Raw genomic sequence first — 15,863 nt, 5'->3', positions numbered from 1 at the left:
CGGGCAAGCTTTTCGACACGAGCAGGGAAGCACGGAGCGGGCTCGGGGCCGAGGCACGACGGGCACCGGGCGCGCTGAGAAGAAACCGGGACTCCACGACGGGGGGCGCGAGATGAACACGCTGCACAGCACCAGCACGAGCGCAGTTGTCACGCGGCTCCACGACGTCACCAGGAGCACGGAGAAGTCCGGTGCCGTGAGCCCGCGGGGGTGCGCTCGCGGCACCGGGCGTCAGCACACCGCGTACATGACGGTGGTTGACGGTTTCACGGGGGAGAACACCGCGGCGGCCACCGCCGCGGGCACGGCCGGCGGAGCTCACGGGGGAGCCGCGTACGGGGAGGCCACGGGGGAGCGTCGCTCGCTGTCGGAGGCGGAGTTCACCGCCTACGTCCAGGAGCGCCGCGCCTCCCTGTACGCAACCGCCTACCACCTGACGGGGGACCGTTTCGAGGCCGAGGACCTGCTGCAGAGCGCGCTGTTCTCGACGTACCGGGCCTGGGAGCGGATCAGTGACAAGGCCGCGGTCGGGGGCTACCTCCGGCGCACCATGACCAACCTGCACATCAGCGCGTGGCGCCGCCGCAAGCTGAACGAGTACCCGACCGAGGAACTGCCGGAGACCGTCGGTGACACGGACGCGATGCGCGGCACCGAGCTCCGCGCCGTGCTGTGGCAGGCGCTCGCCCGGCTGCCCGAACTCCAGCGCACCATGCTGGTCCTGCGCTACTACGAGGGCCGCACGGACCCGGAGATCGCGGAGATCCTCGACATCAGTGTCGGCACGGTGAAGTCGAGCATCTGGCGGTCGCTGCGCCGGATGCGCGAGGACGAGGTCCTCAGCTTCGGACGTGACGAGGAGGAGTCCTTCGGGGAGCTCGTCGCCTGAAGGTCTACGGGGGAAGCGGTTCGCGCGGTCGACGGTTCCGGGGGGAGCCACGGGGGATCGCGCGCGACCACGGGGGAAGCGGAAAAGGTCCGGGCGGACGGGGGGTCCGCCTGGACCTCTTTTCGTGTGCGGGCTCGGCGTGTCGCCGTGGCCCGCGGTGTATCGCGGCGGCCCGCGGTCACGCCGCCGTCGTGCAGCTCTCCGTGGTTCCGGCCGCCGAGGCCAGCCGGCCCAGGGCCTCGTCCTTGTCGCAGGGGTGCGCGCCCAGCGCGGTCTGGCGCGCCACGATCGAGCGTTCGGCGCGCATCAGGCGCCAGCCCCGGCGGAGCAGGAAGGGGACCGACTTGCGGCCCTCCTTGAGGTCCCGCAGGAAGCGCCGGCGGAACGTCGTCACCGGACCGCGGGACAGGCACAGCGCGTCGCCCAGCAGGCCCAGTTCACGGCAGTGCTCGACGATCTCGGCGGCGAAGATGCCCTCCGCGATGAACAGCGGGGTCCGTTCGATGCGCAGCGCCTCCGTGCCCGTGCGGGCGCTCAGCGAGATGTCGTACACGGGAACGGTCGTACGCCCGGTACGGCACAGTTCCTCGATCGCGTCGACCGCCTTCCGCGCGTCCCACGACCCCGGGTGGTCCCAGTCGATGTCGGAACTCCCGTCCACCAGCGGCAGTGTCGGGTCGTCGCCCTCCTTGTAGAAGTCGTCCAGGCGCAGCACGGGCAGGCCGGAGCGGGCGGCGACGAGGGACTTGCCCGAGCCGGAGGGGCCACAGAGCAGCGCGACACGGGTCGGTATCGGGGGAGGAAGACTCACGAGACACCAGTCTGAGGCATGACGCGAGCGGTGCCGACCCTGCGGGTCGCCGTTGGAGCGCACATCACACCTCAACTACCCTTCGCATCGGAACGATTACTTTGCGCGGCAGAAGGTGGCACCCGTCATGGCACGACACGCTTCAGGCAAGAACCCGACCGTGCGGCGCGCGCTCGTCGCCCTCGCGACCGCGGGCGCGGCACTCGGGGCGGGTGCGGCCACGGCGGCGGCGGACACGGCTCCGGCCGCCGAAGGGGCCCGCACCCGGCCCGAGTCGGCGGGCAGCCTCGACGCGCAGGCGGGCGCGCAGGCGCTGAGCGGCACGCTCGGCTACATCACGGGCCCGCTCGCCGGCCTCAAGCCGAACCCGCTCGCGGGCACCGGCGTCGACCCGCTCGACAACGGGATCGGCGCCCAGCTGGCCGACTTCAAGCCGCTGAGCTCGCAGTCCCTGACGCGACCGCTGGCGCAGGCGCCGTCACTGGGCAGCATGCCGGTGGTGGGGCAGGCGCTGGGCGTGCTCGGCAGCGCGTGAGCCTCCCCGCGCCCCTCGGGGGACGCGGGGAGGTCAGCTCAGTACGACGAGCCCGACGCGCCCAGCGAACCGGTCGGGTGCCAGACGGTCTTGGTCTCCAGGAAGGCCGTCAGGCGCTCGGTGCCGGGAGTCCTGGCGTAGTCCACAGGCTGTGGACGCAGGACCCGCTTCAGGTTGTCGGCCGCGGCGATCTCCAGCTCCTTCGCCAGGACGTCGTCCGCGCCCGCGAGGTCGATCGCGTTGACGTCCTGGTGCGCGGCGAGGGGAGCGGCGATCTCCGCCGTCCTGCCGGAGAGGATGTTGACGACACCGCCCGGGAGGTCGGAGGTCGCCAGCACCTCGCCGAGCGACAGCGCCGGCAGCGGGGACTTCTCGCTCGCGATCACCACGGCCGTGTTGCCGGTCGCGATCACCGGGGCGATCACCGAGACCAGGCCCAGGAACGAGGACTCCTGGGGCGCGAGGACGGTGACGACACCGGTCGGCTCCGGGGTCGACAGGTTGAAGAACGGGCCCGCGACCGGGTTGGCCCCGCCCACGACCTGGGCGATCTTGTCGGTCCAGCCCGCGTACCAGACCCAGCGGTCGACGGCGGCGTCGACCTGGGCGGCGGCCTTCGACTTCGACAGGCCCTCCGCGTCGGCGACCTCGCGCGTGAACTGGTCCCGGCGGCCCTCCAGCATCTCGGCGACGCGGTAGAGGATCTGGCCGCGGTTGTACGCGGTCGCGCCGGACCAGCCGCCGAACGCCTTGCGCGCGGCGACCACCGCGTCGCGGGCGTCCTTGCGGCTCGACTGCGGGGCGTTCGCCAGCCACTTGCCCTTCGAGTCCGTCACCTCGTACACCCGGCCGCTCTCGGAACGCGGGAACTTCCCGCCCACGTACAGCTTGTAGGTCTTGAAGACACTCAGACGCTGCTCTTCGGACTTGTCAGACATCGAGGTACGCCTCCAGGCCGTGGCGACCGCCCTCGCGGCCGAAGCCCGACTCCTTGTATCCGCCGAACGGCGAGGTCGGGTCGAACTTGTTGAACGTGTTGGACCAGATGACGCCCGCGCGCAGCTTGCCCGCGACGGCCAGGATCCGGGACCCCTTCTCCGTCCAGATGCCCGCGGAGAGGCCGTACTGGGAGTTGTTGGCCTTGGCGACGGCCTCGTCCGGGGTGCGGAAGGTGAGAACGGACAGCACCGGGCCGAAGATCTCGTCGCGGGCGATGGTGTGCGCCTGGGTGACGTTGGTGAACAGCGTCGGGGCGAACCAGTATCCGGAGGCCGGCAGTTCGCACGCCGGGGACCAGCGCTCGGCGCCCTCGGCCGCGCCCTGCTCGACGAGCGAGGTGATACGGGCCAGCTGCTCGGCGGAGTTGATCGCGCCGATGTCGGTGTTCTTGTCGAGCGGGTCGCCCAGCCGGAGCGTGGAGAGCCTGCGCTTCAGGGAGTCGAGCAGCTCGTCCTGGACCGACTCCTGGACGAGGAGCCGGCTGCCCGCGCAGCAGACCTGGCCCTGGTTGAAGAAGATCCCGGTGACGATCCCCTCCACCGCCTGGTCGATCGGCGCGTCGTCGAAGACGATGTTCGCGCCCTTGCCGCCCAGTTCGAGGGTGACCTTCTTGTCGGTGCCGGCCACCTGACGGGCGATCGCCTTGCCGACGGCGGTGGAGCCGGTGAACGCGACCTTGTTCACGTCGGGGTGCTCGACGAGCGCGGCGCCCGCGTCGCCGTACCCCGGAAGGATGTTGACGACGCCCTTGGGCAGACCCGCCTGACGGCAGATGTCCGCGAAGAACAGCGCCGACAGGGGGGTGGTCTCGGCGGGCTTGAGGACGACCGTGTTGCCGGTCGCCAGCGCCGGGGCGATCTTCCACGCCAGCATCAGCAGCGGGAAGTTCCAGGGGATGACCTGGCCGGCCACGCCCAGCGGGCGGGGGTTCGCGCCGAAGCCGGCGTGGTCGAGCTTGTCGGCCCAGCCCGCGTAGTAGAAGAAGTGCGCGGCGACCAGCGGGAGGTCGGCGTCGCGGGTCTCCTTGATGGGCTTGCCGTTGTCCAGCGTCTCTAGGACGGCGAGCTCGCGGGAGCGCTCCTGGATGATCCGGGCGATGCGGAAGAGGTACTTGGCGCGCTCGGAGCCGGGCAGCGCCGACCACTTCTCGAAGGCCCTGCGGGCCGCCCGTACGGCACGGTCCACGTCCTCGGCGCCGGCCCGGGCGACCTCGGAGAGGACCTCCTCGGTGCTGGGGCTGACGGTCTTGAAGACCTTGCCGTCCGCCGCCTCGGTGAACTCGCCGTCGATGAAGAGGCCGTACGACGGGGCGATGTCGACGACCGAGCGGGACTCGGGCGCCGGTGCGTACTCGAATGCAGATGCCATGGTGATCAGTCCACCGTCACGTAGTCGGGGCCGGAGTAGCGGCCGGTGGCCAGCTTCTGACGCTGCATCAGCAGGTCGTTCAGGAGCGAGGACGCGCCGAAGCGGAACCAGTGGTTGTCCAGCCAGTCCGCGCCGGCGGTCTCGTTCACCAGGACCAGGAACTTGACGGCGTCCTTGGTGGTGCGGATGCCGCCGGCCGGCTTCACGCCGACCTGGACGCCGGTCTGCGCGCGGAAGTCGCGGACCGCCTCCAGCATGAGCAGGGTGTTCGACGGCGTCGCGTTGACGGCCACCTTGCCGGTGGAGGTCTTGATGAAGTCCGCGCCGGCCAGCATGCCGAGCCACGAGGCCCGCCGGATGTTGTCGTACGTCGACAGCTCGCCGGTCTCGAAGATGACCTTCAGACGGGCGGCGCCCGAGGCCTCCTTCACCGCGACGATCTCGTCGTACACCTTCAGGTAGTGACCCGCGAGGAACGCCCCGCGGTCGATGACCATGTCGATCTCGTCGGCGCCCGCGGCGACGGCGTCCCGCACGTCGGCCAGCTTCACGTCGAGTGCGGCGCGGCCCGCCGGGAAGGCGGTGGCCACCGAGGCGACCTTCACGCCGGAACCGGCCACGGCCTCCTTGGCGGTGGCCACCATGTCGGGATAGACGCAGACCGCGGCCGTGGCGGGCGTCGTGCGGTCGGTCGGGTCCGGGTGGACCGCCTTGACGCCGAGCGCCCGGACCTTGCCCGGGGTGTCCGCGCCTTCCAGCGTCGTCAGGTCGACCATCGAGATGGCGAGGTCGATCGCGTACGCCTTCGCGGTCGTCTTGATGGAACGGGTGCCGAGCGAGGCGGCGCGCGCCTCCAGGCCGACCGCGTCGACGCCGGGCAGCCCGTGCAGGAAGCGGCGCAGGGTGCTGTCGGACGCGGTCACGTCGCCGAGTGCGTGGGTGGGGGCACCACCCTGCTCGAGCGCAGTCGAGTGCTTGGGGGAGGATGCAGTGGTGGGCATGGTCACCACCCGAGCATATCTACGCGCGTAGCGGCTGTACAGCCCCGGGACCGCCTGCGGAAGCGGTGGGGGTGGCGGGAGCGACGGGGCGGCGGGGGCGGAGGAGGCCGCCGCTGACCGTCGGGCAGAATCGGGGGCATGACGACGCCCGATCACCAGCCACCCCCGCCGGACGCCCCGCGCCCCGAGTCGCGGGACCGGATCTACCGGTCGTCCGCCGGCATCGCGGGCGGCGTGCTGCTGCTCGCCATCATGGGCTGGCTCGGCATCGACGCGCTGGTCTCGGGACACGGACGCACGCCGTGGCTGGCGCTCGCCACGATGATCCTGCTGGTCCCGTTGGTGACCGCGTTCACGCTGCGGCCGGCCGTGTACGCGAACGAGGAGCGGTTGCGCATCCGCAACCCGTTCCGTGTCGTCGTGCTGCCCTGGACCACGATCGCGACGCTGCGCTCCGGTTACTCCAACGAGGCCGTCACCGCTGACGGCACCCGCTACCAGCTGTGGGCGATCCCCGTCTCGCTGCGCTCCCGCAAGCGCGCGGCCAAGCGGCAGTCGCGGGGTGCCACGGCCGACAGCAGCGGGCGTGTCTCCCCGGCGGCGCCGGCGCGCGCCCAGACCGACCGGGCGATGGACGACCTCCGCGAACTCGCCGAGGCGCACCCGCACGTCGAAGGGACGCAGGACGCGGTCAGCGTGCGCTGGGCGTACGAGGTGATCGGTCCCGCGGTCGCGGGGGCCGTGGTGCTGGCGATCCTGCTCGCGGTGGGGTGACGACACCGCCGCACGGGTGCGCCGGCCTCTGTCCGTGATCGGGGAGGACCCAGGCGCGGTCGTAGGCCGGGGCCCCGCGGGCGCGATGCTCGCGGCCGGCGGACGACTGACCCGGTGAACGGGGGTTCCGGACAGGGCCGGCGGCCGGGTGCTCCCGCCGCGGCCCCCGGGCGGCCCGGCGCCGTGCTGCCGCCGTGCCCGGGGCCCGGGCGGACGTCAGATGCCGGCCGCCGCCGACAGGTCGCGCTTGATGGCCGTGAGCAGCTCGGCGGCCTCGGCGTGGGCCGCGGCGAGTCCGGCGTGCGAGCCGACCGGGACCACGACCTCCAGGTAGCACTTCAGCTTCGGCTCGGTGCCGCTGGGGCGGACGATGACGCGGGCACCGTCCAGGGTGTAGCGCAGACCGTCCGTGGGCGGGAGCGTGTCCGTGCCGAGGGTGAGGTCCTCGGCCCTGGTGACGGGCAGGCCCCCCAGCGTCGTGGGCGGCCGCTCACGCAGGCTGCGCATGGCGTTCGCGATCACCGAGAGGTCCTCGACCCGGACGGAGAGCTGGTCCGTGGCGTGCAGGCCGTGCTCCACGGCGATGTCGTCGAGCAGGTCCAGCAGGGTGCGGCCGTCCTCCTTGAGGCGGGAGGCGAGCTCCGTGATCAGGAGGGCCGCGGTGATGCCGTCCTTGTCGCGCACGCCCTCGGGGTCGACGCAGTAGCCGAGCGCCTCCTCGTAGCCGTAGCGCAGGCCGTCCACCCGGGCGATCCACTTGAAGCCGGTCAGGGTCTCCTCGTACGGCAGACCCGCCTTCTCCGCGATCCGGCCGAGGAGGGAGGAGGAGACGATGGACTCGGCGAAGGTGCCGCGCGCGCCGCGGTCGACCAGGTGCCGGGCGAGCAGCGCGCCGACCTCGTCGCCGCGCAGCATCCGCCAGTCGGCCCCCTCGCGGCCCTTCACGGCCACCGCGCAGCGGTCCGCGTCGGGGTCGTTCGCGATGATCAGATCGGGACCGGTCTCACGGGCCTTCGCGAAGGCGAGGTCCATCGCGCCGGGCTCCTCCGGATTGGGGAAGGCGACGGTGGGGAAGTCCGGGTCGGGCTCGGCCTGCTCGGCGACCAGTGCGGGGGCGGGGAAGCCTGCGCGGGCGAACGCGGCGAGCAGGACGTCCTTGCCGACGCCGTGCATCGCCGTGTAGACGGTCCGGGCCGTGCGGGGGGAGCCATCGGAGAGCACGGCGTCCGTACGGGCCAGATAGGCGTCCAGGACGCCCTCGTCGAGGATCTCCCAGCCGCCGTCGGGGCGGGGGACGGTGTCGAGGCGGGTGACCGCGTCGATCTCGGCCGCGATCCCGGCGTCCGCCGGGGGGACGATCTGGGAGCCGTCGCCGAGGTACACCTTGTAGCCGTTGTCGCGGGGCGGGTTGTGGCTGGCGGTGACCTCGACGCCCGCCACGGCACCGAGGTGACGGATGGCGTACGCCAGGACGGGCGTGGGCAGGGGGCGGGGGAGCACGGCGGCCCGCAGGCCCGCGCCCGTCATCACCGCGGCGGTGTCGCGGGCGAAGTCGGCGGACTTGTGGCGGGCGTCGTACCCGATGACGACGAGACCGCCGGCCTCGCCCCGGGCCTTGAGGTACGCGGCCAGTCCGGCGGCGGCACGGATGACCACCGCGCGGTTCATGCGCATCGGGCCCGCGCCGAGCTCGCCCCGCAGGCCCGCGGTGCCGAACTGGAGGGTGCCGCTGAAGCGTGCGGTGAGCTCGGCGACGTCCCGGGCCTCGATGAGCTTGGCGAGTTCCTCACGGGTCTCCGCGTCGGGGTCCTCGGCCAGCCACGCCTCGGCCCGTGCGATGAGTTCGTCCTGCACGTCGGGTGTACCTCTCTGTCTGTGGTGCCTTGCTGTGTACCCGGCCACGGAGGGCTTGCCCGCCCCGGCCGCGCCTACCCGTCCCGATCCCCGGGAGTACCGCCTCGTCCCCCGCCCCGGACGCGCCGGACGCGCGCCGCACGGGCCGGTCCGCCGGGAGAGCCGGGCATCGCGTGGCCGCCTCGGCCCGTGCGTCGGTCCCGCTACAGCCGGTCGAGGACCCGCGTGAGCAGCGCGCCCATGCGGGTCGCGGAGTCGCGGCCCGCCTGGAGGACCTCCTCGTGGTTCAGCGGCTCGCCCGTCATGCCGGCGGCGAGGTTGGTGACCAGGGAGATGCCCAGCACCTCCGCACCGGCCTCGCGCGCGGCGATGGCCTCCAGGACCGTCGACATGCCGACGAGGTCGGCGCCGATGGTGCGGGCCATCCGGATCTCGGCGGGCGTCTCGTAGTGCGGTCCGGTGAACTGCGCGTAGACGCCCTCCTCCAGGGTGGGGTCCACCTCCTTGCAGAGGGCGCGCAGCCGCGGGGAGTAGAGGTCGGTGAGGTCGACGAAGTTCGCCCCGACGATCGGGGAGGTCGCCGTCAGGTTGATGTGGTCGCTGATCAGCACCGGCTGGCCGGGGCGCATGTCGCCGCGCAGGCCGCCGCAGCCGTTGGTGAGCACGAGGGTCTTGCAGCCCGCAGCGACCGCCGTACGGACACCGTGCGCGACGGCGGCGACCCCGCGGCCCTCGTAGTAGTGGGTGCGGCCCAGGAAGACCAGGGCCCGCTTGTCGCCGATCAGGTACGAGCGGACCTTGCCGCCGTGCCCCTCGACCGCGGGCGGCGGGAACCCGGGCAGCTCGGTGACCTGGAACTCGGCCTCGGGGGTGCCGAGGGCGTCCGCGGCCGGAGCCCAGCCGGAGCCCATCACGAGCGCGACGTCGTGGGTCTCGGCGCCCGTGAGCTCCCGCAGGCGGGTGGCGGCGGCGTCGGCAGCGGCGTAGGGATCGCCCTGGATGTCGTCCGGAAGAAGAGATGCGTTCACGCGCATGAGGGTAGCCGGTCCGGGCCTACGCGCGTAGATGATGGAGCTCACGGTCTTGCGATCGTTGTCTTGTCGTTTCCGACGAACAGGCGGGAGCTCCTCAGCAGGGGCGCTTGCGCAGCTCCATCACATAGTCGTGCGGCGCTCCGGCGGACTCCGCCGCGTCGGCGATCTCGCCGAGGTAGCGCGCGGAGGGGAGCCCGCCCTCGTACCCGTTCAGCACGTACACCCACGCGGGCTCCTCGCCCTCCAGGGTGTGCACCCGTACCCGCATCCTGCGGTAGATGTCGAGGCCCACGCCCTCCCAGCGGTCCATGGAGTCCTCGTCCAGGGGGGCGATGTCGTACAGCGCCACGAAGACCTGCGAACGGGGCGCCTCGACGAGGGTCACGAGCGCACCCTCCCACCCCATGTGCTCGCCCCCGAAGGTCAGCCGCCAGCCGTTCAGCCAGCCGGTGGCGCGCAGCGGCGAGTGCGGGGCGCGGCGCGTCATGAGCCGCGGGTCGAGATTGCCGGCGTACGCGGCGTAGAGCGACATGTGGTCGAGGGTACGGCAGTGGACACGTGCGCCTCCCGCGTAACAGAAGCGGCTCGAATACGCGCCCGGCGGCCCCCGGGGCGCCGGCACCTTGAAGCGTGCGGGACAATGGAGTACGTGACTCGGATCGTGATCATCGGTGGCGGACCCGGCGGATACGAGGCGGCCCTGGTGGCCGCCCAGCTCGGCGCGGAGGTGACCGTCGTCGACTGCGACGGTCTCGGCGGGGCGTCGGTGCTCACCGACTGCGTGCCGTCGAAGACCCTCATCGCCACCGCCGAGGTGATGACGACCTTCGATTCCTCGTACGAGGAACTCGGGATCATCGTCGCCGACGACACCCCGCCGTCGGAGCGGTCCGCGCGGGTGGTCGGGGTCGACCTGGGCAAGGTCAACCGACGGGTGAAGCGGCTGGCGCTGGCCCAGTCGCACGACATCACGGCCTCCGTCACCCGGGCGGGGGCGCGCGTGCTGCGCGGCCGCGGCCGGCTGGAGGGCATGCAGTCCCTGGACGGCTCGCGCAAGGTCGTGGTGCGCGCGGCGGACGGCACGGAGGAGACGCTCGTCGCCGACGCCGTCCTCATCGCCACCGGCGGACACCCCCGTGAGCTGCCCGACGCCCAGCCGGACGGCGAGCGGATCCTGAACTGGACGCAGGTGTACGACCTGGACGAGCTTCCCGAGGAGCTCATCGTGGTCGGGTCCGGCGTCACCGGCGCCGAGTTCGCCGGCGCGTACCAGGCGCTCGGCTCGCGGGTCACCCTCGTCTCCAGCCGGGACCGCGTGCTGCCGGGCGAGGACCCGGACGCGGCGGCGGTGCTGGAGGACGTCTTCCGGCGCCGCGGCATGAACGTGATGGCCCGTTCGCGCGCCGAGTCCGCCAAGCGGGTCGGTGACCGGGTGGAGGTCACCCTCTCCGACGGCCGTGTGATCAGCGGCTCGCACTGCCTGATGGCCGTCGGCGCCATCCCGAACAGCAGCGGCATGGGCCTGGAGGAGGCCGGGGTCAAGGTCAGGGACTCCGGGCACATCTGGACCGACAAGGTGTCCAGGACCACGGCCCCGGGCGTGTACGCGGCCGGTGACGTGACCGGCATCTTCGCCCTGGCCTCGGTGGCGGCGATGCAGGGACGCATCGCCATGTACCACTTCCTGGGCGACGCGGTCACGCCGCTGAACCTGAAGACGGTCTCCTCCAACGTCTTCACCGACCCCGAGATCGCCACCGTGGGCTACTCGCAGGCGGACGTCGACGCGGGCAAGATCGACGCCCGGGTCGTGAAGCTGCCCCTGCTGCGCAACCCGCGCGCCAAGATGCAGGGCATCCGGGACGGCTTCGTGAAGATCTTCTGCCGTCCGGGCACCGGGATCGTGGTCGGCGGTGTGGTCGTCGCCCCGCGCGCCTCGGAACTGATCCACCCCATCTCGATCGCGGTCGACAACAATCTGACGGTCGAACAGATCGCGAACGCCTTCACCGTCTATCCCTCTCTCTCGGGCTCGATCGCCGAGGTGGCACGGCAGCTGCACACCCGAAAGCTGACCGACGAGGGCTGACAGGAGAAAGCGATTTCCCGCTGGTCACGGGGAGTTGTCGCCCATTCCCGCGGCATAGGCGCCGTGAGTAGACGCGTATACCACTTCGTACCCTGCCATGCGAACAACTTCTGTTATTCGGCGCAAACTGCTGAAAGCAGACGGTCGTTGGGGTTACTGTCAGTTTCGTGTTCGCTGCAGAACGTCGCCAATTGATCCTCGAAATGGTGCGAGCGAACGGGGCCGTGTCGCTCCGTGAGCTCGCCCGCGTCGTCCAGACCTCCGAAGTGACCGTACGGCGGGACGTGCGCGCACTGGAGGCAGAAGGACTCCTCGACCGCCGGCATGGCGGTGCGGTATTGCCGGGCGGGTTCACGCGGGAGTCCGGCTTTCCGCAGAAATCGCATCTCGCGACCGCCGAGAAGACGGCCATCGCCGATCTCGCCGCGGGTCTCGTCGAAGAGGGCGAGGCCATCGTGGTGGGGGCGGGTACCACCACACAGGAGCTGGCCCGCCGGCTCGCACGGGTGCCCGGTCTGACCGTCGTCACCAACTCCCTTCTGGTGGCCCAGGCGTTGGCCCACGCCAACCGTGTCGAGGTCGTCATGACGGGCGGCACCTTGCGCGGCTCCAACTACGCGCTGGTGGGCAGCGGTGCCGAGCAGTCCCTCCAGGGGCTGCGGGTCTCCCGGGCCTTCCTGTCGGGCAGCGGTCTCACCGCCGAGCGCGGCCTGTCCACCTCCAACATGCTGTCGGCGTCCGTCGACCGCGCGCTGGTGCAGGCCGCCGCGGAGGTCGTGGTCCTCGCCGACCACACCAAGCTCGGTACCGACACCATGTTCCAGACGGTGCCGACCGATCTGATCACCCGTCTGGTCACCGACGAGCCACCCGCACACGACGATCGCGCGGTCACCGAACTGCAGGCGCTGGCGGACCAGGGCGTGCAGATCGCGGTGGCGGGCCAGTCGGGTGGTGGTACGGGAGGCGATACGGCCCCGGCGGGGCGTCAGCCGCGCCGGGACGTGCCTGTCCCCGGGCCGCGGCGCGGTCAGGTCCCGGGCACCGGGCCCCAGTTGCGCAGCGCGGTGCCCCTCGGGGAACAGTCCCCCGGGGAGCGGGCGCGGGTGGCGGATTTACGCCGCCGCTGACCGCTACGGAGACCGCCGGACAGCCCCGGGCACGGACCGACGGGCAACCCGGCACACCGACCGGCGGACGGTTCGAGCCGCCGTCCGGGATGTCGTCCGACGCGCACGCCGCGCCACCGCCGCCCGACATCGGGCGCGACACCGGCCACGGTGACCCTGACGATGTGTGACGGACGGTCGGTGACCGACGGTGGTGACCCCTTCGGCGGCATCCGACGGCCAAGTGCTCGGGCGCAGATGACCGCTCAGCCCCGACCGCCGACGAGGCCGCTCGCCCCGTCCGACTTCACCCGAACGGGCGACCACCTTCGTCGCCCACCCGGTCACCCGCACGTCGCCCACCCGGTCACCCGCACGACACCCGTCCACGCGGGGCACACCGGACCGGGACCTTCCTCAGTCACGGGCCGTCTCAGGCGCGGTCTCCCTCAGAGGGCGATCCCCGTACCGAACCCCGTTCCTGCCGCGGGCCTCTCCCCGGATCTGGTCCTGTCCCCGGTCCCGAGCCCTTCCCGGACCCGCCCGCCCCGGGCCGCACCCGCCCCGGGCCGCACCCGCCCTCGTACCGGCACCGGCACGATCACGGGCACCCGTACCCGTCCCGTCCCCGTCCGTACCCGTACGCGTACCCGCATCGGCTCTCGGCCCCGAGCGCGGCGAAGCGCCCGGCGGACCGTTCCGGTCCGCCGGGCGCTTCGTGGGTCGTGCGGACCGGACCCGGTCCGCACGACGGTGTCTCAGTCCTTGATCTCGCAGATCGCGGCGCCCGACGTGATCGACGCGCCGACCTCGGCGGTGAGGCCCTTGACGGTGCCGGAGCGGTGGGCGTTGAGGGGCTGTTCCATCTTCATGGCCTCCAGGACGACGATGAGGTCGCCTTCCTGGACTTCCTGGCCCTCCTCGACCGCGATCTTGACGATCGTGCCCTGCATGGGCGAGGCGAGGGTGTCGCCGGAGGCGACGGGCCCGGACTTCTTGGCGGCGCGGCGCTTGGGCCTGGCGCCCGCGGCGAGTCCGGTGCGGGCCAGTGACATGCCGAGCGAGGACGGCAGCGACACCTCGAGACGCTTGCCGCCCACCTCGACGACCACGGTCTCGCGGCCCGGCTCGTCGTCGGTCTCGCCGTCGGCGGGGGCGGTGAAGGCGGGGATCTCGTTGACGAACTCGGTCTCGATCCACCGGGTGTGGACCGTGAACGGGTCCGCGGAGCCGGTCAGCTCGGGGGCGAACGCGGGGTCGCGGACGACCGCGCGGTGGAACGGGATCGCGGTCGCCATGCCCTCGACGGTGAACTCCTCCAGGGCGCGGGCGGCGCGCTGGAGGGCCTGCTCGCGGGTGGCGCCCGTGACGATCAGCTTGGCGAGCAGGGAGTCCCAGGCGGGGCCGATGACCGAACCGGACTCGACGCCGGCGTCGAGGCGGACGCCGGGGCCGGAGGGCGGGGCGAAGGTGGTGACGGTGCCGGGGGCGGGCAGGAAGCCCCGGCCGGGGTCCTCGCCGTTGATCCGGAACTCGAAGGAGTGACCGCGCAGTTCGGGATCGCCGTAGCCGAGTTCCTCACCGTCCGCGATCCGGAACATCTCCCGGACCAGGTCGATCCCGGCGACCTCCTCGGTGACCGGGTGCTCGACCTGCAGACGGGTGTTGACCTCCAGGAAGGAGATCGTGCCGTCCATCCCGACGAGGAACTCCACGGTGCCCGCGCCGACGTAACCGGCCTCCTTGAGGATGGCCTTCGACGACGCGTACAGCTCCTCGACCTGCGCCCGGGACAGGAACGGCGCGGGCGCCTCCTCCACCAGCTTCTGGTGACGGCGCTGCAGCGAGCAGTCCCGGGTGGAGACCACGACCACGTTGCCGTGCGTGTCGGCCAGGCACTGGGTCTCCACGTGCCGGGGCTTGTCGAGGTAACGCTCGACGAAGCACTCACCACGGCCGAACGCGGCGACCGCCTCACGGACCGCGGAGTCGTACAGCTCCGGGACCTCCTCCAGCGTCCGGGCCACCTTCAGCCCGCGGCCGCCGCCGCCGAACGCCGCCTTGATCGCGATCGGCAGACCGTGTTCCTTCGCGAAGGCCACGACCTCCTCCGCGCCGGAGACCGGGTCCGGGGTGCCCGCGACCAGCGGGGCACCGGCACGCTGCGCGATGTGCCGGGCGGCGACCTTGTCACCCAGGTCCCGGATCGCCTGCGGGGGCGGACCGATCCAGATCAGCCCCGCGTCGAGCACGGCCTGCGCGAACTCGGCGTTCTCGGACAGGAAGCCGTACCCCGGGTGGACCGCGTCCGCTCCCGAGTCCCCGGCGGCCTTCAGGACCTTCGCGATGTCCAGATAACTGGTGACCGGGGTGTCACCGCCCAACGCGAACGCCTCGTCCGCCGCTCGGACATGCACAGCGTCCCGGTCCGGTTCCGCATACACGGCAACGCTCGCGATCCCGGCATCCCGGCACGCCCGGGCCACGCGGACAGCGATTTCGCCACGGTTGGCGATGAGCACCTTGCGCACGATGGCTCCCTCCTTGAAACAAGCCGAGTTTAGGGACTGCCGACACGGCCTTTCGACCCGTCCCCAATGGTGAGCTTGCCCACACGGAGCGTGATTCGAGGCTCGCTCGACCCGCGAGATCCCTTGTCACACCGCGGTACGCAGGAATCCTTGGTTGAACCCTAGCCCTCCTGTGTGGTCAAGGTCTCTGTGCGGCTGTGCCGCGCCGCACATCGTTTCTTTGTGGAGTCCCTACGAATGGCCCAACGATTCTTTGCCCGTGGCAGAACCCTTGTCCCGAGGTTTACCCGTTAGTAGCGTTCGGGATGTCTCGAACGTACTTGGGGTAACAGCACTCGGAAGTGGGTGGGAACCGGTGGTACGCAGACCGGTGGCGTGGGTGGCGGCGATCGTGCTCTTCGTGGAGGCGGTCGGGATCGCGCTGCTGAACTGGTTCCTCGGCGTGGTCGTCGACCGGCAGGACATGTCCCTGGCGGGGCTCGACTCGGACACGATGTCCGTCTCGTCGAAGGTCGGGGGGCTGGTCTTCGGGCTCTACTTCGCGCTGTGCGGGGTCGCCGCGCTGCTCGTCGCGGTGCGCAACCGCGCTCCGGGGGTCTTCGGACGCGTTCTGCTGATCAGCGCCGCCGTGGTGCACGGTCTGCTCGGCGCGTTCACGGTGGGTCTCGCGGGCTGGGGCGCGTTCGCCTTCATGATGGTGGTGCTCGGACTGATCGTCTTCACGCTGCTGGCGTTCGGCCCCGCGACGGGTCCCGCGGGCACCGCGACCGAGGACGGCGACGGCGGCGCGGACGGGGCGAACGGCGGCACCGGGGGAGCCCCGGTCGCGGCCCCTCCGGCACCCAGCGCCTCCTGACCGCGTCCGCGGC

14 protein-coding genes are annotated in these 15,863 nt (G+C 71.9%); 6 read left to right on the top strand and 8 right to left on the bottom strand.

The genetic code is table 11. The features are described from left to right. Window positions 1-112 precede the first annotated feature (112 nt). Entirely contained in the window at window positions 113-889 is a 777-nt protein-coding gene (locus OG776_RS17660; RefSeq protein WP_148010858.1) for a SigE family RNA polymerase sigma factor, read from the top strand. A gap of 178 nt (window positions 890-1,067) precedes the next feature. Here the strand turns inward: OG776_RS17660 and OG776_RS17655 are convergent, their stop codons facing one another. Then, window positions 1,068-1,700, bottom strand: a complete 633-nt coding sequence (locus tag OG776_RS17655; protein ID WP_261994667.1) for a uridine kinase family protein — start codon at window positions 1,698-1,700, stop codon at window positions 1,068-1,070. A gap of 127 nt (window positions 1,701-1,827) precedes the next feature. On the opposite strand from OG776_RS17655, the gene OG776_RS17650 reads away from it, so the two are divergent. Continuing rightward, window positions 1,828-2,235 (top strand): hypothetical protein, encoded by a 408-nt coding sequence (locus OG776_RS17650; RefSeq protein WP_329321571.1) that lies wholly within the window; start codon window positions 1,828-1,830, stop codon window positions 2,233-2,235. Between the two features lie 38 nt (window positions 2,236-2,273). Here the strand turns inward: OG776_RS17650 and OG776_RS17645 are convergent, their stop codons facing one another. Genes OG776_RS17645 through deoC form a run of 3 tightly spaced genes read right to left on the bottom strand, consistent with a single transcriptional unit; the run spans window position 2,274 to window position 5,603 of the window. Then, entirely contained in the window at window positions 2,274-3,173 is a 900-nt protein-coding gene (locus tag OG776_RS17645; protein ID WP_329321569.1) for an aldehyde dehydrogenase family protein, read from the bottom strand. Continuing rightward, window positions 3,166-4,602: an aldehyde dehydrogenase family protein gene (locus OG776_RS17640; RefSeq protein ID WP_329321567.1), complete on the bottom strand. Its 1,437-nt coding sequence runs from the start codon at window positions 4,600-4,602 to the stop codon at window positions 3,166-3,168. The genes OG776_RS17645 and OG776_RS17640 overlap by 8 nt, the downstream gene beginning before the upstream one ends. Before the next feature lie 5 nt (window positions 4,603-4,607). Then, window positions 4,608-5,603: a deoxyribose-phosphate aldolase gene (gene deoC / locus OG776_RS17635; protein ID WP_187285716.1), complete on the bottom strand. Its 996-nt coding sequence runs from the start codon at window positions 5,601-5,603 to the stop codon at window positions 4,608-4,610. 138 nt (window positions 5,604-5,741) lie between these two features. On the opposite strand from deoC, the gene OG776_RS17630 reads away from it, so the two are divergent. After that, window positions 5,742-6,377, top strand: a complete 636-nt coding sequence (locus tag OG776_RS17630) for a PH domain-containing protein (RefSeq protein WP_329321565.1) — start codon at window positions 5,742-5,744, stop codon at window positions 6,375-6,377. Between the two features lie 216 nt (window positions 6,378-6,593). On the opposite strand, the gene OG776_RS17625 is transcribed toward OG776_RS17630, so the two are convergent. The 3 genes from OG776_RS17625 to OG776_RS17615 form a co-directional block, all read right to left on the bottom strand. Further along, window positions 6,594-8,231 carry a phospho-sugar mutase gene (locus OG776_RS17625; protein WP_329321563.1) on the bottom strand — a complete coding sequence of 546 codons (1,638 nt, stop codon included), beginning with the start codon at window positions 8,229-8,231 and terminating at the stop codon, window positions 6,594-6,596. Window positions 8,232-8,434: 203 nt separating this feature from the next. Further along, window positions 8,435-9,259: a purine-nucleoside phosphorylase gene (locus OG776_RS17620; RefSeq protein ID WP_148010166.1), complete on the bottom strand. Its 825-nt coding sequence runs from the start codon at window positions 9,257-9,259 to the stop codon at window positions 8,435-8,437. 100 nt (window positions 9,260-9,359) lie between these two features. After that, on the bottom strand, window positions 9,360-9,797 hold the full coding sequence (locus OG776_RS17615; RefSeq protein WP_054233631.1) for a gamma-glutamylcyclotransferase: 438 nt from the start codon (window positions 9,795-9,797) through the stop codon (window positions 9,360-9,362). Between OG776_RS17615 and OG776_RS17610 the strand changes: the two genes are divergently transcribed. Together OG776_RS17610 and OG776_RS17605 are read left to right on the top strand one after the other, a co-directional pair. Further along, window positions 9,732-11,354, top strand: a complete 1,623-nt coding sequence (locus OG776_RS17610) for an NAD(P)H-quinone dehydrogenase (RefSeq protein ID WP_329321560.1) — start codon at window positions 9,732-9,734, stop codon at window positions 11,352-11,354. The two genes, OG776_RS17615 and OG776_RS17610, sit on opposite strands and share 66 nt — an antisense overlap. 167 nt (window positions 11,355-11,521) lie before the next feature. Beyond that, a complete protein-coding gene (locus tag OG776_RS17605) occupies window positions 11,522-12,484 on the top strand; it encodes a DeoR/GlpR family DNA-binding transcription regulator (protein WP_148010168.1) in 963 nt (320 codons plus the stop codon). 737 nt (window positions 12,485-13,221) lie between these two features. Here OG776_RS17605 and OG776_RS17600 read toward each other — a convergent pair. Further along, window positions 13,222-14,994: an acetyl/propionyl/methylcrotonyl-CoA carboxylase subunit alpha gene (locus OG776_RS17600; RefSeq protein WP_329321557.1), complete on the bottom strand. Its 1,773-nt coding sequence runs from the start codon at window positions 14,992-14,994 to the stop codon at window positions 13,222-13,224. Window positions 14,995-15,349: 355 nt separating this feature from the next. Here OG776_RS17600 and OG776_RS17595 point away from each other — a divergent pair, with 355 nt between their 5' ends. Next, window positions 15,350-15,850 (top strand): hypothetical protein, encoded by a 501-nt coding sequence (locus OG776_RS17595; protein WP_148010174.1) that lies wholly within the window; start codon window positions 15,350-15,352, stop codon window positions 15,848-15,850. Window positions 15,851-15,863: the final 13 nt, after the last annotated feature.

It is taken from the genome of Streptomyces sp. NBC_01689 (assembly GCF_036250675.1).
In the GTDB taxonomy this organism is placed as follows: domain Bacteria; phylum Actinomycetota; class Actinomycetes; order Streptomycetales; family Streptomycetaceae; genus Streptomyces.
This window is presented reverse-complemented; position numbering and strand designations above follow the sequence as displayed.